This is a genomic window from Limnobacter sp. CACIAM 66H1, assembly GCF_001601825.1.
In the GTDB taxonomy this organism is placed as follows: Bacteria; Pseudomonadota; Gammaproteobacteria; order Burkholderiales; family Burkholderiaceae_B; genus Limnobacter.
This window is the reverse complement of sequence record NZ_LUJK01000020.1, coordinates 1-20,806: the sequence shown is the minus strand read 5'-3', so window position 1 is coordinate 20,806 and position 20,806 is coordinate 1. Positions and strand designations below refer to the sequence as shown.

The window sequence follows — 20,806 nt, the reverse complement described above, 5'->3', positions numbered from 1 at the left end:
CATGAGCCACTCCATGACCGTCGCAAGTTTGCAAATGATTGCAACACCTGACCTTGAACGGAACCTGGACATTGCGCAGCGCCTGATCGGTCAGGCTGCCAAACAGGGCGCGCAATTGGTGCTGTTGCCAGAATACTTTTGCTTGATGGGCCACAAAGACACCGACAAGTTGGCGATCGCCGAAGCATACGGCCAAGGGCCAATCCAGCAATTCCTCGCCGATCAGGCCGTGGTGCGCAACGTCCACATTGTGGCGGGAACCCTTCCAATTGCCAGCGACGTAGAGGGTCGCGTTTTCAACACCACGCTGGTCTTCAATCCGCAGGGCGAATGTACGGCCCGGTACGACAAAATTCACCTGTTCTGTTTTACCAAGGGGCAGGAAAGCTACGATGAAGCGCGTGTACTGCTGCCCGGGGCCACGCCAGTGGTCGCCGATGTGGAGGGCTTCAAAATAGGCTTGTCCGTGTGCTACGACCTTCGTTTTCCCGAACTTTACCGCGCCATGGGGCCTGTTGATTTAATCGTGATGCCCGCTGCATTTACCTACACCACGGGTCGAGCCCACTGGGAGGTGCTAATGCGGGCTCGTGCAATTGAAAACCAGTGTTATGTGCTGGCCTGCGGACAAGGCGGTGTACATGAGAATGGGCGCCGCACCTGGGGTCATTCCATGTTGGTGAACCCGTGGGGCGAGGTCGAGAATGTGCTGCAAGAGGGGGAGGGGGTAGTGCTGGGTCAGCTTGACCCTGCTAAGATAGTTGATGTGCGAAACAGCCTGCCCGCGCTTACGCACCGCGTGCTTTAAAGGATTCAACATGAAAGTAGTAGACCCCGCCATTTCCAATCTCGCCATTGCCCAAAGCCTGTTGTGGACCCCCTACGGTATTGATGAAGGCCACATCCAGAAGGCTTTCGGTGAAATTTTCTCGCACAAGGTGGATTTCGCCGATCTGTATTTTCAGTACGGTTGCATTGAAGGTTGGTCGCTGGACGAAGGGATTGTTAAATCGGGCAGCTACAACATTGAACAGGGCGTAGGCGTGCGCGCTGTCAGCGGTGATAAAACAGCTTTTGCCTATTCCGACGACATTGCCTTCAAACCCATCTTGGCAGCGGCGAAGTCGGTGCGTGAAATTGCAAGCTTGGGCAAAACCGCCAATCGCAATCTGAAAACGGGCAAGGGCTTTGCTGGCGCTGAAAGCCGGGCACTCTACAGCCCCCTGAACCCGATTCCCACGCTGACATCGACAGAAAAAGTAGATCTGCTCAAGCGTCTTGAACAATTTGCACGCAAGCGCGACAAGCGCGTGAAGCAAGTGATGGCCAATATTGTGGGCGCCTATGATGTGGTATTGGTGGCTCGCAGTGATGGTGTACTCGCCGCGGATGTACGTCCTTTGGTTCGAATCAATGTCAGCGTAGTGGTAGAACAAAAAGGCCGTCGCGAGACAGGTTCGTCGGGGGGCGGGCGGTCGTTATGATTTTGGTCATTTCAACGATGCATTCCTGATGCACCATGCTCACACCGCAGTGGACCAGGCCTTGATCAATCTGGAGGCTCGTCCTGCCCCCGCTGGTTCTCAAACCGTGGTGCTCGGCTCAGGTTGGCCTGGTATTTTGCTGCATGAGGCGATTGGCCACGGTCTGGAAGGCGACTTCAACCGAAAAGGCAGCAGTGCTTTTTCCGGCATGATTGGCCAGCGAGTGGCCGCCAAGGGGGTCACGATTGTTGATGATGGTACTTTGGCCAGCCGCCGGGGTTCCCTGAATATTGACGATGAAGGCAACAAAACCGAATGCACCCCCCTGATTGAAGACGGTATTTTGAAAGGCTATATTCAAGACATTACGAATGCGCGCCTGATGAAAATGCCGGTGACTGGCAATGGTCGACGCGAGAGCTTTGCGCATTTGCCCATGCCCCGCATGACCAACACTTACATGTTGAACGGCGACAAAACGCCCGAGGAAATTATCGCCAGCGTAAAAGATGGCGTGTATGCCGTGAATTTTGGCGGTGGTCAGGTGGACATCACCAGTGGCAAGTTTGTGTTTTCAGCTTCGCTGGCCTACAAAATTGAAAACGGCAAAATCACCTACCCACTCAAGGGTGCAACCTTGATCGGCAACGGCCCAGAGTCGCTTACCAAAATTTCAATGGTTGGCAATGACATGGCGCTTGATGATGGCGTGGGCACTTGCGGTAAGGAAGGTCAAAGCGTACCTGTGGGTGTGGGTCAGCCCACCCTGCGCATTGATGGGCTGGTCATGGGCGGTACTCAGTAAACTAGCGTTGAAGCGCATAGGGGTCGATTGCGTCGTCTTGCGCCCATTCTGCATGCAAGGCAGCCAGATTGGCTCGGTCTTGGGGTTGTTGGCCTTGCAGCACCTCAGCATCACCCGTGATGTGGTAAAGCAAGCTGGTGTCAATGGCCTGCTTTGACAAAGACCAAGGCCCCAATGGCGTGGTCACCAGCAAGTTGCCGGGGCCCCGCTCGAGTAAATGACTGGCGATTTCGAGTGCCTCGAAGCTGTTGTTGTGCAATGAAATGGCCAAACGAGTGACCTCTCTGGCATTGTGCCGCACTTCATCAGTACAGTTCTCCAGTTTACGAAGAAAGTCTGCATGTCCCTCATCGGCTTCCAAAAAGGTGTTTTTGAGTTGTTGTAATGCGGAAGAGGAGAGGGCCTGCGCTTGTGGTAACACCATCCATGCTGTGTAGAAATTGTTGGCAAGCGGGATCAACTCTGCGGTTTGCCTCCTGATTTGCACGGCGAGGGTTCTTACTGCGTCCACCGTGGGTCGCTGTTGGGCTTGGGGAGGTGCTTGGGCAATATTCACTGGGTTCACTTGAATTGGGTTGATTCCGTTCATGCTCATGATTCATTGGTTGGAGTATTGAAATTGAACGCCTGAGTGGACCCAAAGCTGTCAAAGTTCCTTGTTTTTCAGTGGGATGCCAACCACAGCCATCGGCGACTTGTTAGAATTTGGCTTAGCGCGCTTGCACAGCGGCCATGAATTGATTACATTTAAAAGATGAACACGAATTTCGCGCACTCTTTTTATGCTTTTTTTGGCTTCTTTGCCTGGTTTGGGCAAGCGGCGGAAGAGGGTTGTGCGTAAAAACACATAGTTCAAACAGATCCCAAAACCGCCAGGCCTGAACTTCCTGGCGGTTTTTTTTTGAACCGACACTTTGAACAAAAAGCGCGCCAGCATTCAGGAGAATTGGCATGAACACGGTAACAGACGACTTGAGAATCAAAGAAATTAAAGAACTGATCACCCCTGCGGCCTTGATCGCAGACGTGCCCATTACCCCCGCAATTGCCGAAACAGTGGCAGGTTGCCGTGCGGCCCTCCACAAAATTCTGCATGGTGGTGACGATCGCTTGATCGTCGTAATGGGGCCCTGTTCCATCCATGATGTGAAGGCAGCGATGGAATACGCCAACAAGCTGAAGGTGTATCGCGAAAAATACGCAGAAGACCTGGAAATTGTGATGCGTGTCTATTTTGAGAAGCCGCGCACCACTGTGGGCTGGAAGGGGTTGATTAACGACCCCAATCTGGATGGCAGCTTTGAAATCAACAAAGGCCTGCGCATGGCGCGTGAAGTGCTTTTGAATATCAACAGCCTGGGTTTGCCAGCGGGAACTGAGTTCCTCGACATGATCACCCCACAGTACATCGCTGATTTGGTCAGTTGGGGTGCGATTGGTGCCCGCACCACTGAAAGCCAGATTCATCGTGAGTTGTCATCAGGTCTAAGCTGTCCGGTCGGTTTCAAGAATGGCACAGACGGCAACGTAAAAATTGCAGTGGATGCCATCAAGGCAGCGCAACACCCACATCACTTCCTGAGCGTAACCAAGGAGGGTCGCAGCGCGATTGTCAGCACCTCGGGCAACGAGGACTGCCACATTATTCTGCGTGGCGGGAAAGGCCCGAACTATGACGCAGCGTCAGTGGAGGCCGCGGCGGCCGACATTGGCAAAGCAGGCCTGGCCGCCCGAATCATGATTGATGCAAGTCATGGCAACAGCAGCAAGGTTCCCAAGAACCAGGTTGGGGTGTGCGAGAACATCGCTGAACAACTGGCCGCCGGCGATGCGCGCATCATGGGTGTCATGGTTGAAAGCCACTTGGTGGAAGGTCGCCAGGACCTTGAACCCGGCAAGCCTTTGACTTACGGCCAAAGCATCACCGATGGTTGCGTGGGCTGGGACGACAGCCTGCAAGTGCTGGAAACCTTGGCACAAGGTGTTCGCAAACGCAGGCTTGCACAGGTTGCTTAAGTAAAGCGCTCCAAGCCAGGTAAAAGCGATTGCTACAGGTACAATTAACCGCCTGTAGCAACCGTTTTACCCCAGGCGCCCCATGACCACCAAAGCGAAAAAAACCGAGAATTCCCAGTACCTTGGCAATGTGATTCGTATCAAGGGGGCGCGGCAGCACAATCTCAAAAACGTCGACATTGACATCAGGACCGGTGAAATTACCGTGTTCACGGGTGTGTCGGGCAGTGGTAAAAGCTCATTGGTGTTCGATACCCTGTATGCAGAGGGTCAGCGTCGCTATGTCGAAACCTTTTCGCCTTATGCGCGCCAGTTTCTCGACCGCATGGACAAACCCGATGTAGATAGCATCGAAGGCGTCTTGCCTGCCATCGCAATTGACCAAGCCAACCCTGTGCGCACCTCCCGCAGCACCGTGGGCACCATGACCGAAATCAACGATCACCTGAAGTTGATTTACGCCCGCGCGGCTCATTTGCATTGCCGACAGTGTGGCCAGTGGGTACGTGAAGACACCGTAGCCACCATCAAACAATCGATACTGGACAAGGCCGCCGCACAGAACGACCCGCGTTTGGTGATTACATTCCCGGTGCGTGTACCCGCAAAATTTACGACTCAGGAAATTGAAGACTTCCTGAGCGCGCAAGGCTACACCCGTATTCACCGCGAAACGCCGATTAAAAAAGGCCGCAGCATCGTGGAGAAATTGCTGGATGTGGTGCAAGACCGTTTCCGCGTCGCGGGTGTTGAGGAAAGCCGCTTTAGTGACGCTGTGGCCAGCGCCTTGCACAGGGGCAAGGGCAAGGTGAATGTGTTTGCATTGCCTGACGAGGGCGATGACGAGCAACAGCCTTGGCGTTTTTCCGAGGGCCTGCATTGCGCCACTTGTGATCTGGATTATTCAAGCCCTTTGCCCAGCCACTTCAGCTTCAATTCACCCTTGGGTGCGTGTGACACCTGCCGCGGCTTTGGACGTGTCATCGGTATTGATTACGGATTGGTGGTTCCCGACGAAAACAAATCGCTGGAGGAGGGCGCGGTGAAGCCCTGGACCACGGAAAGTTTTAAAAGCTGCCAGAAAGACTTGGTGAAATTTGCCAAAAAACGCGGTATCGCCACCGACATCGCTTACAAACATTTGCCCGAAGAACACAAGCTGTGGGTGATTGAGGGCGATGCCAATTTTGATGGGAATTGGGACGGTCACTTGTTCTATGGTGTAGCCCGTTTTTTTGAATGGCTCGAAAGCCGTACCTACAAAATGCACGTGCGCGTGATGTTGTCCAAATATCGCAGTTACACCCCGTGTGGTGACTGCAACGGCGCGCGTCTGAAGCCCGATTCCCTGCTCTGGAAGTTGCCCAGCGATTCGGGCAAGCACAGCATTCATGAAATCATGCAAATGCCGCTGTTGAAGGTGGCGCAGCTGTTCAAAAACCTGCAACTGCCCGGTGCACTCGATGAAGCCAGTGACCTGGTGCTTCAGGAAATTCGTACCCGCCTGGGCTTCCTCATTCAAGTGGGTTTGGGTTATTTGACGCTGGACAGGCAAAGCAGAACCCTCAGTGGTGGTGAAGTACAGCGAATCAATCTGACCACGGCATTGGGTAGTTCGCTGGTGAATACCTTGTTTGTATTGGACGAACCCTCCGTCGGCTTGCATCCCCGCGATATTGCGCGCGTGGCGCAGGCCATGCAGCGTTTGAAAGAGGCAGGAAATACCTTGGTGGTGGTGGAGCACGACCCGCAATTGATGAACCAGGCTGACAGGCTCATAGACATTGGCCCGGGCCCGGGTGAAGCCGGGGGCAATATTGTATTTGATGGCGCGCCCGCCAAAATCGCTCAGGCAAACTCGCTGACTGCCCGCTACTTGAAGGGTGAACTGAAGGTGGTGGAATACATCGAGCCGTTGGGCGATTCCACAGAGCACATTACCTTGACCGGTGTGCGCGCCAACAACTTGAAAAACATCGATCTCAAACTGCCGCTCAACAGATTGGTGGTACTCACAGGTGTTTCAGGTTCAGGCAAAAGCACCTTGGTACAAGATGTACTGGTGCCCGCGATCAAGAAAATAAAAGGTGAGCCCACAGAGGCCCCCGGTGAGTTCGATTCCGTGGAGGGTGTTGAACTCATTTCCGAATTGGCATTTGTTGACCAAAGCCCAATCGGCAAAACAACGCGAAGCAACCCCGCCAGCTATGTCGGCGCGTTTGATGAACTGCGCAAACTGTTCTCCAAAACAAAAATTGCTGTAGAGCGGGATTACAAACCCGGCTTCTTCAGTTTCAACAGTGGCGATGGCCGCTGCCCCATTTGTGGTGGCAATGGTTTTGAACATGTTGAAATGCAGTTCTTGAGTGATGTTTATTTGCGCTGCGGCGAATGCAATGGCACACGTTACCGGCCAGAGGCACTGGAAGTCACGCTTGAACGAAAAGGCCAAGTGTTGAACATGGCGCAGGTACTTGAACTGACCGTAGACCAGGCGCTTGATTTGTTTGAAAAAGACTCTGCGCTACTAAAAACACTGCAACCGCTGGCACAGGTTGGGCTGAATTATTTGCGTTTGGGGCAGCCTGTACCCACGCTCAGCGGTGGCGAAGCACAACGACTCAAGTTGGCGGGTTTTCTGGCTAACCTGAAACTCACCGCCAGCGGTCAAAAAGTGGCCAAGCGAGGTGACCTGTTTGTGTTTGACGAGCCGACCACTGGTTTGCACTTTGACGATGTGGCCAAGTTGATGCGTTCGCTGCGTTTGTTGCAGGAAGCAGGGCACAGTGTGTTGATTGTTGAACACAATCTGGATGTGATCTGCGCGGCAGATTGGCTTATCGACCTTGGACCCGAGGCGGGCGAATACGGGGGTGAACTGGTGGCCCAGGGCACGCCCGAACAGCTTGCAAAAAACAAAGCGAGCCACACGGGCGTTGCGATCAAACAATACCTTGCGCAAACCAATCTGCTGCATGCTGCCGATTTAAACAAAGGCAGTGATCACCTGGTGGCCGAGGCGGCGGCCCTGTACGGACTGGAGACCAAACACAACAAGCGCGGCCTGACTGACGGCATTGAAATTTTGCATGCGCGTGAGCACAACCTGAAAAATGTCAGCCTGACCATTCCACGGGAAAAGATGACTGTCATTACCGGGCCTTCCGGCAGCGGAAAATCCACCCTTGCGTTTGATATTTTGTTCAGCGAAGGCCAGCGCCGTTACCTTGAAAGCCTGAATGCCTACGCTCGACAGTTTGTGCAACCTGCAGCCAAGCCTGATGTGGATGCCATTTTTGGTATTCCCCCCACCGTGGCGATCGAGCAGCGCACCAGTCGGGGTGGCCGGAAAAGTACAGTCGCCACGGTGACCGAGGTGTACCACTTCCTGCGCCTCATGTTTGTGAAGTTGGGCATTCAGCATTGCCCCACGTGCGAGGTGCCCATTGCTCCGCAAAGCATGGACAGCATGCTGGCGCAAATCATGCAGCATTACAAAGGGCAGGAAATCACTTTGCTGGCACCACTGGTGCAGGGCCGCAAAGGCATTTACAACGAAATTGCAAAATGGGCCGTGGACCGCGGTTATGAACGCCTGCGCGTGGATGGGGAGTACGTGCCCACCAACCCCTGGCCGAAGTTGGCCCGCTATCAGGAACACCACATCGAGGTGCCTGTGAAAACCCTGCTTGTGCAGGCCAAAACAGAAAAAGAATTGCGCGAGGTGCTGGTCCAAACGCTTGAGTTTGGTAAAGGCACAGTCATGGTTGAGGCACCTGGTAAAAAGGGTGAAGCGCCCACCATTCGGTTTTACTCCACCAAGCGGGCATGCCCGAGTTGCGCACGCAGCTTTCCCGAGCTCGACCCGCGCTTGTTCAGTTACAACAGCAAACATGGATGGTGTACCAGTTGCTTTGGCGTGGGTGAGGAGGTAGAGGGGTTTGATGCTGAAACCACAGGTGAAGAAGGCAAGTGGCTTTCTGAGCAAGACAAAAGCGCAGACGAAAATGCTGAAAATGACGAAGGAAGCTATTTGCGAGAAAGCATGGTGTGTGGCTCCTGCAATGGTCAACGCCTAAACCCCACTGCGCTGGCTGTGAAGTTCAAGAACAGCAATATCGCCGAACTGGCTGATCAAACCGTCAGCGATGCTTTGCAGTGGGTGGACCAGCTCGAACTGGACGAACGCGAAACAGCGATTGCCAAAGACATTCGCATCGAAATGGCCGGGCGATTGAAGTTTTTGAAACAGGTGGGTCTTGATTACCTGCACCTGAACCGCAGCGCGCCTACTCTGAGTGGTGGTGAAGCACAGCGCATTCGCTTGGCCAGCCAGCTGGGCACCAACCTGCGCGGTGTGTGTTACGTGCTGGACGAACCCACCATTGGCCTACACACTCGTGACAACCACCGCCTGCTGGATGCGCTTGAAGAACTTCGGGCCAAGGGCAATACGCTGTTGGTGGTCGAGCACGATATTGACACCATGAAACGTGCTGACCGGTTGGTCGACATCGGTCCTGGTGCAGGCAAGCTGGGAGGCGAAATTATTTCTCAAGGCACGGTGGCCGAGGTTACAGCGGACAAAAACTCGCTGACAGGCCGCTATTTGAAAAATCCGATTCCGCATTTGCTACAGCCCAAGCGCCCGGTGGAAAAACTCACCCCCCGATTGAGCATTAAAGGGGCAAAACTGCACAACATCAAAAGTTTAAATGTGGACATTCCGCTGGGACGTTTGGTCGCCATTACTGGTGTGTCAGGTAGCGGAAAATCGACTTTGGCGCGCGATATTTTATTGGCCAATATGCGCCAGTATGTGCTGAACCAAAACAAGAAAGGCAAACCCATACACAACTGGTTTGCCTGCGATGCGATTGAAGGTGCTGATCAAGTAGCCCGTGTACTGGAGGTGGACCAAACTCCGATTGGCAAAACACCGCGCAGTTGCCCGGCCACTTACATTGGCTTTTGGAACCGAATTCGCAATGTGCTGGCTGACACCATCGAAGCCCGGATGCGAGGCTTTGCAGCCAACCGTTTCAGTTTCAATGCGGGGCCCGGCCGTTGCCCGGTGTGCGACGGCCAAGGCATGCAAACCATAGAGATGAACTTCCTGCCTGACGTGAAAGTGGTGTGTGAAGCCTGTCGCGGCAAACGATTCAACCCGGAAACCTTGCAAGTCACCTGGCGCGACAAAACCGCTGCGGAAATTTTGAACATGAGTTGTTCAGAGGCAGCGCCGTTTTTTGAAGCGCATCCGGCGATCGCGCAAGCCCTGCAACTGCTGAACGACGTTGGTTTGGGGTACCTGACTATTGGCCAGCCCAGCCCCACGCTGAGCGGTGGCGAGGCGCAGCGGATCAAGCTGGTGACCGAGCTGGTGAAAGTACGCGAAAACAAGGCGGGTGTACAAATGAGCCCCCCGACCTTGTATGTGCTGGACGAACCCACGGTTGGCCTGCACATGAACGATGTGGAAAAGCTGATTGCCGTACTGCACAGGCTGGTGGATGCGGGCCACACGGTGGTGGTGATTGAACACGACCTTGACTTGATTGCCCAAGCCGATTGGGTGATCGACATGGGTCCCGAGGCTGGCATTGGCGGTGGGCAGTTGGTGGCACAGGGTAGCCCACAGGAAATTGCGAAAGCCAAAGGCAAGAAGGCGGGTCACACTGCAGCCGCGTTGGCACAGTTTTACAGCAGTAGAGGCTAATCGCAATCATTGACCCAAGGAACTTTCTGGCCGCACTTGTTCCTTAATCGAAAGGGGATGTATTCCCCGTCGTTTTGCTGATTTTCAAGCAAGGGGAATAAATGTCGGTCAGTCCCTCCGGGGTGGGGAATTCACCCCCCCCGACGCCTCAAAGTATTGTTGCTTCAAATGCCGCTAAATCATTCCAGAGCGAAGCTTCTGCGAATACGGATGGCGTGTCCAAGGCTGCTTTCGCCTTGTGGAAGAAATTCAGCGCCAGTCTTGCTGACAATCCTTCCGCTCACTGGAAACAAGCGCTGAGCAACGCAGATGAGCTCGCGCACTCTGTTTGCGGTCAAAACCTGGCTGCCGATTTGCAAGCTGATTTACTGGGTAACTTCAAATTGCTCGAGCACACCTTGAGCGAACTGAAAATTCCACCAAGCGATGAGCTCCCCGATCCCCTCGCGTTTATCAAAACCAGGCTTGCGGTTCTGCAACTCAACATTGTGACCAATGCTGAGGATCTCAGAAAACTACACAGTCTCAGTACCCATTCATCCAACCAATCAGAACCGACCATCCGGAGTACCTCGCCATGACCACTTCAACCACCACCGCAGTACCCAGTGCCATCAGTCAGCGCACAGGATCGTCCAGCGCTGCAACAGGCAAGTCAGGTTCAGGTGTTCAAGCGGTAGTCACCCCTGGTTTGGCTGCCACTCAGTTGAATGCCAACTTTGGCAAAACACCCCTTGAACAACCCCATGTTATTGACATGATGAAAGCGTGTTACAAGATAAATGGCACTGAAGAAATCAGTGAGGCACTCAATTCCTTGATTGATGATTTGGTCAAGAAAGTAGAGTCAGGTGGTGGACAAAAAGCAGAAGAACTCAAGTCCATGATTGTCGATATGCTCAAGAGAACCGACCCAGTCCCGGTGAGTTCAACTTCTTCGCCTGATACAACAACTGTCGCCTCATCCATCTCCACAGCCAAACCTTCATCAGCCGCCTCCACACTCACCAACCCTGTGCCGTTGGCGAAACCAGAAACAAGTACCAAGCCGGCAAGTTCATGGTTGCGGTGGCTTGGTAGTTTTTTCAGCGCTGCACCCGATCAAGCTGCCGCATTGAATGCTTTGCAGCAGGCTGCTGTCAGGGACGGTGTGCCTGCGAAACTCGCGCAGTATCAAAAGCAGCTCGAATCGGACAAGGCTGCTGAGTTACTCCAAAAAGCCAAGGACGAGGCGAGTGAGAGAATTGCCAAGCTGTCAGATATGGGTTCGTTTGAACAAACGCTCACTGATGTTGAGCGTAGGGTCAAGGAACTGGCTCATGTCACTTCAAATGAAAAGAAGTCGGTCATAGACCTTATCCGGAAAGCAGACTTGAGTAACAGGCAGCAAGGCCACACGATTGGCGTTCAGCGTTCAGTCATCGAGGCTTTGCACTCGGCTGGCGGGTCTTCATCAGCATTGGCTGAACCAGCCGACGTTTCCCAAAATGCAGCAGCGAAGGTTGTGCAGAAATGGTATCGAGCAAGCAAGTCCCAGCAAATCATGCATGAGAAGGCTGCTCAAGGTTACAAAATGATTCAGTCCAAACTTGAATCTTCCATTCGGAATGTTGTGCAGCTCAACAAGAACAGGGTTGAGTTGAATCAGGTCGAGCTGAATGCCCTTGCAAAAAAGCTTGATGAGCTTGAGGCTCAGGAGCAAGAGAAAAAGTCTGGACTTCAAAAACAGTTAGAGCAAACAGGTGAAGGGCGGGACAGTACGAAAGTATTTGAGTTGATGAATCAATTCGATGCGTGCGAAAAGAATATCAAAGGTGTTGAAGACCAGAAGAAAAAAATCGAAACGTTTTTGCGCACTGTGTGTGCTGCAGAAACAGATTTGAAAGCCCTCAACGGCTTATCCGGTAGGTTCGCTGCAGTGCCTGCTTCTGAAGCCAAGGCGCTGCCTTGCAGTTTGCCGATGTTGGCCAATGGTGTTGAATCACCGTCAGTCCAGGATGGTTTCAGCTTGAATAAGGCATTGGAATACGGACGTGCTGGCGCATCGTCGCGATCAGCTGCGTTGAAAGTTTGTTTGTCCGAGTTTGGGTCCTGGTTCAATAATTTTGACAATCAGGGTAAGTCCACGCATTCAACAGTGCGCGGGGACAAGCTGCCTTTTCTTGCGGAGTTGGGGGGTGCACTGAAAACCCCGGGCAGTGAGCGCTCGGAAAAAGTGTTGACGTTTCTGGGCACGGCAAATTGTGATTCACCACAAGGGTTGGATAAAAACGGCAGGATATTCATTCATCAACTTGCGGCTGCAAATGTGAGCGCAGCCGGTTTCAATTCAAAAAGCCTGGCATTGAGTGCACCGTCGCTGGCTTACAAGGTGGAGTCCAGCTATTCGCGAAAATCTCAGGAGCATGTGGGAGCCCGGTTGAAGGTACTAGGCAGTTTGTCGGGAACTTTGCAGGCGGAGGTATTTAAAGCTGGAAAACCGGTTGATATCACCCATGCCGTGATTACTGACCAACATGCTGTGGAGGCGGCCTCGCTGATTCTGGCGGCCATGCCCAATGACTTGTTGACCACCCATCACCTCGAGGTCACACAATTCATGAAGACGCTGAAAAACTTTGAAAACAAGGTGGAGCTGGCCGGGCAGCAGAAGAATGGCAAGCTTGGCGTTGAAGGTCTGGAATCGTTCAAGCAGGAGTTGAGTAATTTTCATAAAAAGGCCGCCTTGTGGGTTGCAGAAAGAGATACCCTCGGCGCAGAACAGTCGGTGACCGCAGCAAGGGAAATTTCTAAAGAAATTGCAGCGAATCGTCGCGGAGGTGTCTTGCGACGCATTTCGGTGAACGTGGGTAATTTCGTGAACCTGGCTGGGGGCAAGGCAATTCGCGAGAGTTTTGCATCGATTCAGAGTTATTTCTCCACCATTAATCAGAAGGAGCGTTTGCGCCAGCAGTTTGGAAAAAAAGAGAACATCGCAATAGTCTTTGAATTGAAAAGGCAGTTAAAGCCGCTGTTGGGTTCAAAAGATGCAAGTAATGCGCAGGCTTTGACTGACTATCTGGATGGAAAAAGCCTGACTGTCAAATTGCAAGGACAAGTTAGCCCACAACTCAAGAGGACCTTGGTTGAGGTGGAAAGTTTTGTGCAAAAGCTTTGGAAGTCTTGTGGCAACGGAAAGCCCTTGCCGAAGGTGATTGAGTGGTCCTCCTCAATCGATCAGTCGCCCTCCAAACTATTGATCGGGGCTGCCAATGATCAGCCGATCAAGGTCAATCGTTCCACAAGTTCAGCTAAAACAAGCAGCCCGATCAAGCCTATGTCTGAAATCGCCATCATCGACAAGCTGCTGTCAGCGAGTGGGCGCAAAATTCAAGAGGTATCTGGCCAGGGGAATCGCTGCTGGTTGCGTGCAGCGAACGCCAGCGCAATTGCTTATTCGGATATTCAAGATGTATCACGGCGCGTGTTCGATGCGCTGGAAAAGGTGAAAGCTGATTGGGCCACTAAAATTCAGCCAGACGCCAAAAAGGCCGGAATGCTGGCGGATGGCTATGAGCCGTATTGGCCTAAAAATGTTGATGAGGTGAAGGATATTTATCAAGCACTGGATGAAGCAAAAAACCTGGGGTATCGAGTTGGCGACGCGCAAGTTGAAACCAACTTGCAAAAAATGACGCTGCAACTTGCCATTCCTCGGCTAACAGATCAGGTTCTGGAGATTGTCGGCGCCTCCCGTCCAATCAAAAATGAGGGCACAACCGAAGCCAACGCCTTGGCACAAAACCTGAAAGAACTCTCGGGTATGGCCGAGGTTCAAGGTGACCGACAAATCATTACCGCGTTCTTTGAGTCACTGGGTTCGAAGGTTGATTTTGTGAGCGACAGGGACCGAGTCAAAGACCTGGATTCCAAACAGGCCAGCAGAGACACCGTACTGCTTAAACATTCAGGAGCATCGGTGCACTCTGGACACTATCGCTTTTACTCGAAGCACAATTGATTGATTGAGCTTGTATCCAAGTCAACTGGAATCATGAAGTTTTTTTATCGCCAATTTTACTTTCTTTGCCCGCGATCAAATTAGCAATGTTTTGCTTGTGTCGATAGATGAGCAAGGCGGACATGATTGTGATGGCGGCAGCCTGTCCGTTGATACCAAAAAGCAGTACGTTGTAAAACACGGCAAACAGCGCTGCGATGAGCGCGGCCAGAGAGGAATATCTGAAGAAGTAGGCAATCACTATCCAGGTAATCGCGGTGGCCAGGCCCAGTATCCAGTTCAAGCCAAGCAGTACGCCCAGCGCGGTAGCCACACCTTTGCCGCCTTCAAATTTGAAGAATACTGGGTACAGGTGACCAATAAAGGCCGCCAGTCCAATCCAGGCAATGTCGGTGCGGCTGTAACCTAGCTGGTCTTGAAAATGGAAGGCCAGTGCCACGGCGAGTGTGCCTTTCAGGGCATCGCCCAACAGCGTGAGCACGGCTGCTTTCTTGTTGCCGCTTCGCAGCACATTGGTGGCACCAGGGTTTTTTGAGCCGTAGGTGCGTGGATCGGCCAGACCCACGAATTTGGAAACAACCACTGCGAATGAAATTGAACCAATCAAATAGGCGATCAGCAGGCCAGCGGCGAAATTAAGCAAAGGTGTCTCCTTGTTGTTGGGCTTTGGCGTCGATTTTAGCGACTTTTTGATCGTGGGTGGCTTTGATTGAGCAGGGTGTGCAGGTGTTCTTTGGCCACATGGGTGTAAATCTGGGTGGTGCCGATGTCGGCGTGCCCCAGGAGCAATTGCACCACGCGCAGGTCGGCGCCATGGTTGATCAAATGCGTGGCAAACGCATGCCGCAATACATGGGGGCTGACTGTGGTGTTGATCCCAGCAATCAAGGCCAGGCGCTTGATGTTTTTCCAGAAGCCTTGGCGGGTCATTGGAGTGCCAAAGTGGGTTACGAATAAAAAGTCGCTGGTTTTCCCCTTCAACAACTCACCGCGGGCCTGCTGCAAATACAGCTGAATCGCCAGCCTTGCAGGTTCGCCCATGGGGACCAAGCGTTCTTTGTTGCCTTTGCCCAGCACTTTGACGGCACCAACATTCAGGTCCACTGCGCGCAAAGGCATATTCACCAGTTCACTGACCCGCAGGCCGCTGGCGTACATGAATTCAAGCATGGCCTTGTCGCGCTGCCCAGCGGCGTTGCTCAAGTCGGGTGCAGCCAGCAGGTCCAGTACTTGTTTCTCGCTCAGGGTTTTGGGAATGCGCAAGCCACGCTTGGCACTTTGCAGTTGTGCGCAGGGGTTGTCCTCGCGTTGCTTGGTGGTGTTCAGCCACAAATAAAAACGTTTGTAGCTGCTTAGTTTTCTGTTCAGGCTACTGGGCTTTAATTCCAGCAGGTCGTGTACATGGTTGCGGATGTGTTCATTGCTGACCTGCAAAAGGCTTTCAGAGAATTGTTCTTCCAGCCAGTTTCCCAGTTGTTGCAAGTCGCTGCGGTAAGCCTGCAGTGTGGCTTTGGCCAATCCCTCCTCAAGCCACAAAGTGGTGCAGAATTCGTCGATCAGATCGGCATTGCTCTTCATTGTGGTGCTGGCAGCATGTGAAAATAAAGGTCATCATACCTTTAGCAGCATCAAGGAGTTTTGTTTTATGTCGATCGCGGATCTTCGAAAAGACTACACCCAAGCCACGCTGGATGAAGCTGACGCCTTGGCCAATCCATTCGACTTCTTCAAACTTTGGTTTGATCAGGCTTTGAGTGCAGATTTGCCTGAACCCAACGCCATGACACTGGCTACGGTAAACGATCAAGGGCGACCCTCGGCCCGTATCGTGTTGATCAAGGGGCTGGATGCGCGTGGCATTACGTTTTTTACCAATTATGAAAGTCGCAAGGGTCAGGAGCTGGCACAGAATCCGCACGCTGCGATTCTGTTTCACTGGACAGAACTGGAGCGTCAGGTTCGAATTGAGGGGCGGGTAGAGAAGTGCAGTCCCGAAGAGTCTGATGCGTATTACCTGTCGCGACCAGCCGGTAGCCGCCTGGGCGCCTGGGCTTCGCCACAAAGCCAGGTAATCGATTCCCGGGCGGTGCTTGAAGCCAGAGTGCGACAGGCTCAGGAAGAACAGCAGGGTGATCCGCAAACACGGCCCCCATTTTGGGGCGGTTATCGTCTGGTACCCGATTTTTTTGAGTTTTGGCAGGGGCGGCCGTCGCGACTCCATGATCGCCTCGCCTATACCTTGCGCGGTGATTCATGGGCAATGTCCCGTCTTGCCCCCTAAAGGAATGAGTAAACCCGTTCATGGTCAATAGTAAAACTGGCAAAGCCACCACACCTCCACTGAAAGTACTCTTGGTCGACGAGGAACCAGGGCGGGCCGCCATACTGGAACGTGCCTTGCTTGATGCAGGTTATGTGCTGGTGTCCCGTCTCAGTTCCGCCGATCGTTTGGTTGAACATGTGGCGGTATCCCAGCCTGACATCGTGATTGTGGACATCGACTCACCCGATCGCGATTGCCTTGAGAACATGGCGGTGTTGTCACGCAGCAATCCGAAACCCGTCATTATGTTTTCAGATGAAGACAACGAGGACACGATTGCCAGTGCCATCAAGGCCGGCGTGAGTGCCTACGTGGCCGATGGCATGAACCCGGATCGAGTACGTCCAATCGTGCAGGTGGCCGTTGCCCGTTTTCGCGAATTTCAGGCACTAAAAAACGAGTTGCAGAAAACCCGTGATCAGCTTGCAGACCGCAAGTTGATCGACAAAGCCAAAGGCCTGTTGATGAAGCACCGCAATTTTAATGAAGACGAGGCCTACCACGCCATGCGCAAGCTGGCCATGGAGCGCAATCAACGTCTTGTGGATACGGCACGCAACGTCATTGAGGTGTTTGAAATGTTGGGTGGAGGTGGCGTGTAATGCAACAGGAAATTCGCATCGGCGTGATTGCGCTGACTGATTCTGCGCCGTTTGTGGTTGCCCAGAAAATGGGTTTCTTCGAGGCGGAGAGTTTGACTGTCGAGCTGGTCAAGCAGGCTTCTTGGGCGACGCTTCGCGACAAACTGGCCTATGGTGAAATTGATGCAGCACATATGCTTTCGCCCATGGCGATTGCCTTGCAATTGGGGCTGGGTGGTTCTCCCAGAAAGGAAGTGGTGGCACCACTCGTGTTGAATCGAAGCGGGAATGCGATAACCGTCAGCAAGTCTTTGGCAACTTTGATCTCTGGGCTCATTGAGGGTGAAACACTAGGTTCAAAATTAAGGACCGCAAAATCCCGGGAAGAGCGAGCCATGGTGTTTGGCACTGTGTTCCCGTTTTCGATGCACACTTTGCAGCTTCGCCGCTGGTTGCGTTTGAATGATGTGGATCCGGATCAGGATGTACGTTTTGAAGTGGTTCCTCCTGTTCGAATGGTGGCCTCGCTTCAAGCGGGTTCGATTGATGCTTTTTGTGTGGGTGAACCCTACAACTCCTTGGCGGTGAATGAGGGCTTGGGCTCGATTGTGGCCACTTCGAACAGTTTGTGGCCCAAAGCGCCTGAAAAGGTTCTGGGATGTACCCGCTCATGGGCTAACCAGAATCCACAAGCCTTGAGCGGATTGTGCAGAGCGCTTCGGCAGGCGTGCGTCTGGCTGGAGGGAGGGGCTGATAACCGTAGAAAAGCTGCTGCTTGGCTCTCCACTTCGGATCACGTGAATTTGCCTGGCTCTGTGCTTGAAATGGCATTGTTGGCCACAATCAAGGGGGGAACTGATCCCTTTATTCAGTTTGATGGCACTGAGTTGACCCAAGATCAACGCCCCATGTTTGAATCTCTGGTGGTCGAAACGCACGCCTTGGTCAATTCCACTCCGTTGGATGCAGCGCAGTTTTCAAGCGGCCTTAAGCCATTTGGTTTTTAGTGGATTGCATGGCAATGGCGCTGTGATTAAACTTAGGCAGTCAGTTAGCTCGAAGTTGGAGTGGAGTATGCGGAGTGCACGCGTCAAAGCCTTGGGGTGTCTTTGGATTCTTTGTCTGGGGCCTTTGTTTTCATATCCGAGTGCACAGGCAGCAAGCCGCACCGACATCGATCATGCAATTGTGCAGTTGGGCAAAACCGTGCCCAATATGAAGCTTGAGGTTGAGTTGACGAAAACATGGAGCAGAGCCTACGTGTCTGATCGGATCGAGGGTGCCTTGCTAACCATGGATCCCGACTTTTTAAACCGTCTGACACCTGACGGCGTGTTGTTCGTGATCGCGCACGAGTACGCTCACGTGCACTTGGAGCATCAGAAAAAGCTGGGCTTAAAGGCGATGGAACTGGCGGGCATGCCTACCCCCGATATGGCCTTTGATGCGATTGAACGCAACCCGACGACCATGGAAAAACTGCATGCGATGAATCGCCAGTTTGAATTGGATGCTGATGAGGCCGCCACCAAATGGCTGGCCAGTTTGGGCGTTATTGCCTGCACCGAAGATGTGCTCAGAAGCATCGACGGCGCAGACATGATGATGCCAGTGGTTCCCTCCCACCCTGGCTACTACAGCCGCCGGGAGGTCATCTGCAGGAAGTAGAAATGTGCCTGATCACTCAAGCGATAAAATTTGCAGGGTTCAGGTTCATCGATCGGGCCAATGCCTCGAAACGCGGCTTTTCTGCGGCACCGACGTAACTACCAACCAGTGCCGGGTAAATCTTCTTGAAGTCACTATCGCCTCGGGCTGCGTGTTCCAGCAAGGTCCAAGCGCACAGGTTTTTTTGTCTCTGGTTGAGCAGACCGGTGTCGTGAATTTGATTGTTCACCAAGTAGGTGGACAAGGCTCGCCGGGTGTTCACTTGAATCAATGGAATTTCCCGGTCAATCGCGTTGCAGTAAGACACGATTTGTCGGGTTTGTTGAGCCTTTAGTGTTTCACTTGCGATGGACAGTGCTGCTTTTTTGGCGGGTCTTGCCTGCTCCTCCAGACTGACTTGACTGAGTGCCCTGGTCAATGAGCTGACTGGGCGTGGTGCGGTGGTGCGGCTATTGTCTGTGATGGTCATGGCTACAAATACTTAGGAATTGAAAGGACCACTTAGTAAATGTGCGGTCCTTTCAGTTCCGTGTTGCGCAATTTTTCATCAAACAGCCTGCGCTACCCACTCCACCCAATGTCGAACATCCACAGTGGCGTCACTCTCCAAATGCCCCAAGCAACCAATGTTGGCGGATGCGATGGCCTGTGGATTGCCTGCCATCAGGTTGGCCAATTTGCGTTTCTTCAGTTCTTTGGACAGTTCGGGTTGTAACACTGAATAAGTGCCTGCCGAGCCACAGCACAAATGGGAATCTGTAACCGGGGTCAGTTTGAAGCCCAATGTGGTCAGGACGTTTTCGACGACCCCCTTGATTTGTTGGCCGTGTTGCAAGGTGCAGGGCGGATGAAAGGCGATGCTGCCTGGAATTCGTTGTTGTTCAATGGCCGCTTTTACTTTCACACTGAGGCGGGCCAGGCCGTCTGCATTTTGTCGAGTGATGTACTCACCAATGTCCACCGTTTTCTCGCTGACCAGCCTGGCTTTGGCGGCGTATTCTGCGTCGTTCTCAAAGTGGTGCGCGTATTCACGGACCGTGACCCCGCAGCCAGAGGCGTTCATGACAAGCGCTTCAGCTTCGCCGTTTGCCAACAAGGAATACCATGCATCGATATTGGTTTTCATTTGCGCAAGACCGCCTGCATGATCATTCAGGTGAAATTTCACAGCACCACAGCAGCCGGATTCCTGAACCACCATGCTTTGAACGCCCAGCGCATCCAGAATGACCGAAGTTGCTGAATCAATCGAAGGCATCATGGCAGGCTGCACACAGCCCTTGAGCAAAATGACTTTGCGTGTGTGTGCCGTGTTGGCGAATGGCAAGGTGGCGCGCTTGGCAGGCACTTTTTTCTTGATGCTTTCGGGAAGTATGCCGCGTACAGCTTTACCCAAGGCCATGCCCGCGTTGAACATGGGGCGGTTGGTCATCAGCATTTTCAGGCTCTCGCGAGTCAGCTTTTCTGACATGGGACGCTCGACCCGCTCGTCCACAATCTTGCGGCCAATATCGATTAACTGGCCGTATTTCACACCCGATGGACAGGTGGTTTCGCAGTTGCGACAGGTGAGACAGCGGTCCAGGTGTTGCTGGGTTTTGCGGGTCACCTGTTTGCCTTCCAGAACTTGCTTGATCAAATAAATTCGACCGCGCGGGCTGTCCAGTTCATCGCCCAAAATTTGGTAGGTGGGACAAGTCGCGGTGCAAAAACCGCAATGCACGCACTTTCGCAAAATCGCGTCGGCTGTTTTGCCATCAGGGGTGTCTTTGATCCAGTCGGCGAGTTGGGTATCCATGGGCTCTGCTTACAAAATAGGTGACAGGCGGTTGATGCTGAAAACACCAGCCGGGTCGAATTGCTCTTTCAGGCGGCGCTGCAATTTGAGCATGACCGCATCCGGTTGCTGAAATGCATGCTGACGTGCGGCGGAGTTGGCAGTGCGGTACAGGGTGGCATGGCCACCAACGCGCTTTGCCATTGCCCGAATCTGATCCTCGGTGGTGCCCGAGTCTGCTCGGAACCAGCGCAAACCGCTGCCCCATTCATGGACACTTTGACCGTGCATGGCCAAATCCACGGTAGTGGGTGGCACTGCCAAACGCCACAAATCGCCTTCGCGCGTAAAGAACTCATGTTGCTGGTCACGCACACTGGTCCAGAAGGTTGTTGCTTGCTGCGTTTCCATTTCATGCCCGCCCATGTTTTTC

General features: G+C 53.0%; 15 protein-coding genes and 2 pseudogenes. 10 read left to right on the top strand and 7 right to left on the bottom strand.

The annotated features are described in order from the left end of the window. The first annotated feature begins 1 nt into the window (after position 1). Together A0129_RS07635 and tldD are read left to right on the top strand one after the other, a co-directional pair. Positions 2 to 808 carry a carbon-nitrogen hydrolase family protein gene (locus A0129_RS07635; protein ID WP_291713876.1) on the top strand — a complete coding sequence of 269 codons (807 nt, stop codon included), beginning with the start codon at positions 2 to 4 and terminating at the stop codon, positions 806 to 808. A 10-nt stretch (positions 809 to 818) separates the two neighbouring features. Continuing rightward, positions 819 to 2,289 (top strand): annotated as a pseudogene (gene tldD / locus A0129_RS07630) (metalloprotease TldD). A 1-nt stretch (position 2,290) separates the two neighbouring features. Here the strand turns inward: tldD and A0129_RS07625 are convergent. Together A0129_RS07625 and A0129_RS07620 are read right to left on the bottom strand one after the other, a co-directional pair. Then, a complete protein-coding gene (locus A0129_RS07625; protein ID WP_291713874.1) occupies positions 2,291 to 2,878 on the bottom strand; it encodes a hypothetical protein in 588 nt (195 codons plus the stop codon). A gap of 57 nt (positions 2,879 to 2,935) precedes the next feature. After that, complete coding sequence (locus A0129_RS07620) at positions 2,936 to 3,211, bottom strand: hypothetical protein (RefSeq protein WP_291713872.1); 276 nt, start codon at positions 3,209 to 3,211, stop codon at positions 2,936 to 2,938. Between the two features lie 29 nt (positions 3,212 to 3,240). Between A0129_RS07620 and aroG the strand changes: the two genes are divergently transcribed. The 4 genes from aroG to A0129_RS07600 all read left to right on the top strand — a co-directional run bounded on the left by aroG (position 3,241) and on the right by A0129_RS07600 (position 14,024). Next, positions 3,241 to 4,305 carry a 3-deoxy-7-phosphoheptulonate synthase AroG gene (gene aroG / locus A0129_RS07615; protein ID WP_291713870.1) on the top strand — a complete coding sequence of 355 codons (1,065 nt, stop codon included), beginning with the start codon at positions 3,241 to 3,243 and terminating at the stop codon, positions 4,303 to 4,305. A gap of 82 nt (positions 4,306 to 4,387) precedes the next feature. Beyond that, entirely contained in the window at positions 4,388 to 10,024 is a 5,637-nt protein-coding gene (gene uvrA, locus A0129_RS07610; protein ID WP_291713868.1) for an excinuclease ABC subunit UvrA, read from the top strand. A 101-nt stretch (positions 10,025 to 10,125) separates the two neighbouring features. Then, on the top strand, positions 10,126 to 10,605 hold the full coding sequence (locus tag A0129_RS07605) for a hypothetical protein (RefSeq protein ID WP_291713866.1): 480 nt from the start codon (positions 10,126 to 10,128) through the stop codon (positions 10,603 to 10,605). Beyond that, positions 10,602 to 14,024, top strand: coding sequence for a hypothetical protein (locus A0129_RS07600; protein ID WP_291713864.1), 3,423 nt, complete (start codon positions 10,602 to 10,604; stop codon positions 14,022 to 14,024). The genes A0129_RS07605 and A0129_RS07600 overlap by 4 nt, the downstream gene beginning before the upstream one ends. Positions 14,025 to 14,055: 31 nt before the next feature. Here A0129_RS07600 and plsY read toward each other — a convergent pair whose 3' ends face one another. Continuing rightward, positions 14,056 to 14,667, bottom strand: a complete 612-nt coding sequence (plsY, locus tag A0129_RS07595; protein WP_291713862.1) for a glycerol-3-phosphate 1-O-acyltransferase PlsY — start codon at positions 14,665 to 14,667, stop codon at positions 14,056 to 14,058. A gap of 35 nt (positions 14,668 to 14,702) precedes the next feature. Continuing rightward, the gene (xerD, locus tag A0129_RS07590) at positions 14,703 to 15,602 is read right to left on the bottom strand and encodes a site-specific tyrosine recombinase XerD (protein WP_291713860.1); all 900 of its coding nucleotides are present in this window, start codon (positions 15,600 to 15,602) and stop codon (positions 14,703 to 14,705) included. 67 nt (positions 15,603 to 15,669) lie between these two features. Between xerD and pdxH the strand changes: the two genes are divergently transcribed. The 4 genes from pdxH (at position 15,670) to A0129_RS07570 (ending at position 18,596) form a co-directional block, all read left to right on the top strand. Beyond that, a complete protein-coding gene (pdxH, locus tag A0129_RS07585; protein WP_291713858.1) occupies positions 15,670 to 16,305 on the top strand; it encodes a pyridoxamine 5'-phosphate oxidase in 636 nt (211 codons plus the stop codon). A 20-nt stretch (positions 16,306 to 16,325) separates the two neighbouring features. Further along, entirely contained in the window at positions 16,326 to 16,949 is a 624-nt protein-coding gene (locus A0129_RS07580; RefSeq protein ID WP_291713856.1) for an ANTAR domain-containing response regulator, read from the top strand. Continuing rightward, the gene (locus A0129_RS07575; protein ID WP_291713853.1) at positions 16,949 to 17,935 is read left to right on the top strand and encodes a CmpA/NrtA family ABC transporter substrate-binding protein; all 987 of its coding nucleotides are present in this window, start codon (positions 16,949 to 16,951) and stop codon (positions 17,933 to 17,935) included. The genes A0129_RS07580 and A0129_RS07575 overlap by 1 nt, the downstream gene beginning before the upstream one ends. 67 nt (positions 17,936 to 18,002) lie before the next feature. After that, the gene (locus A0129_RS07570; RefSeq protein WP_291713851.1) at positions 18,003 to 18,596 is read left to right on the top strand and encodes a M48 family metalloprotease; all 594 of its coding nucleotides are present in this window, start codon (positions 18,003 to 18,005) and stop codon (positions 18,594 to 18,596) included. Positions 18,597 to 18,612: 16 nt separating this feature from the next. Here A0129_RS07570 and A0129_RS07565 read toward each other — a convergent pair whose 3' ends face one another. The 3 genes and pseudogenes from A0129_RS07565 to glcE all read right to left on the bottom strand — a co-directional run. Continuing rightward, positions 18,613 to 19,065, bottom strand: a complete 453-nt coding sequence (locus A0129_RS07565; RefSeq protein WP_291713849.1) for a hypothetical protein — start codon at positions 19,063 to 19,065, stop codon at positions 18,613 to 18,615. Between the two features lie 78 nt (positions 19,066 to 19,143). Continuing rightward, positions 19,144 to 20,394, bottom strand: a complete 1,251-nt coding sequence (glcF, locus tag A0129_RS07560) for a glycolate oxidase subunit GlcF (RefSeq protein WP_291713847.1) — start codon at positions 20,392 to 20,394, stop codon at positions 19,144 to 19,146. A gap of 9 nt (positions 20,395 to 20,403) precedes the next feature. After that, positions 20,404 to 20,806, bottom strand: a pseudogene (glcE, locus tag A0129_RS07555) (glycolate oxidase subunit GlcE); the annotation flags it as partial.

Coding starts and splice junctions, on each gene's coding strand:
- A0129_RS07635 (WP_291713876.1), top strand. CDS start 2: ATGAGCCACTCCATGACCGTCGCAAGTTTGCAAATGATTGCAACACCT.
- A0129_RS07625 (WP_291713874.1), bottom strand. CDS start 2,878: ATGAACGGAATCAACCCAATTCAAGTGAACCCAGTGAATATTGCCCAA.
- aroG (WP_291713870.1), top strand. CDS start 3,241: ATGAACACGGTAACAGACGACTTGAGAATCAAAGAAATTAAAGAACTG.
- uvrA (WP_291713868.1), top strand. CDS start 4,388: ATGACCACCAAAGCGAAAAAAACCGAGAATTCCCAGTACCTTGGCAAT.
- A0129_RS07605 (WP_291713866.1), top strand. CDS start 10,126: ATGTCGGTCAGTCCCTCCGGGGTGGGGAATTCACCCCCCCCGACGCCT.
- A0129_RS07600 (WP_291713864.1), top strand. CDS start 10,602: ATGACCACTTCAACCACCACCGCAGTACCCAGTGCCATCAGTCAGCGC.
- xerD (WP_291713860.1), bottom strand. CDS start 15,602: ATGAAGAGCAATGCCGATCTGATCGACGAATTCTGCACCACTTTGTGG.
- pdxH (WP_291713858.1), top strand. CDS start 15,670: ATGTCGATCGCGGATCTTCGAAAAGACTACACCCAAGCCACGCTGGAT.
- A0129_RS07580 (WP_291713856.1), top strand. CDS start 16,326: ATGGTCAATAGTAAAACTGGCAAAGCCACCACACCTCCACTGAAAGTA.
- A0129_RS07575 (WP_291713853.1), top strand. CDS start 16,949: ATGCAACAGGAAATTCGCATCGGCGTGATTGCGCTGACTGATTCTGCG.
- A0129_RS07570 (WP_291713851.1), top strand. CDS start 18,003: ATGCGGAGTGCACGCGTCAAAGCCTTGGGGTGTCTTTGGATTCTTTGT.
- A0129_RS07565 (WP_291713849.1), bottom strand. CDS start 19,065: ATGACCATCACAGACAATAGCCGCACCACCGCACCACGCCCAGTCAGC.
- glcF (WP_291713847.1), bottom strand. CDS start 20,394: ATGGATACCCAACTCGCCGACTGGATCAAAGACACCCCTGATGGCAAA.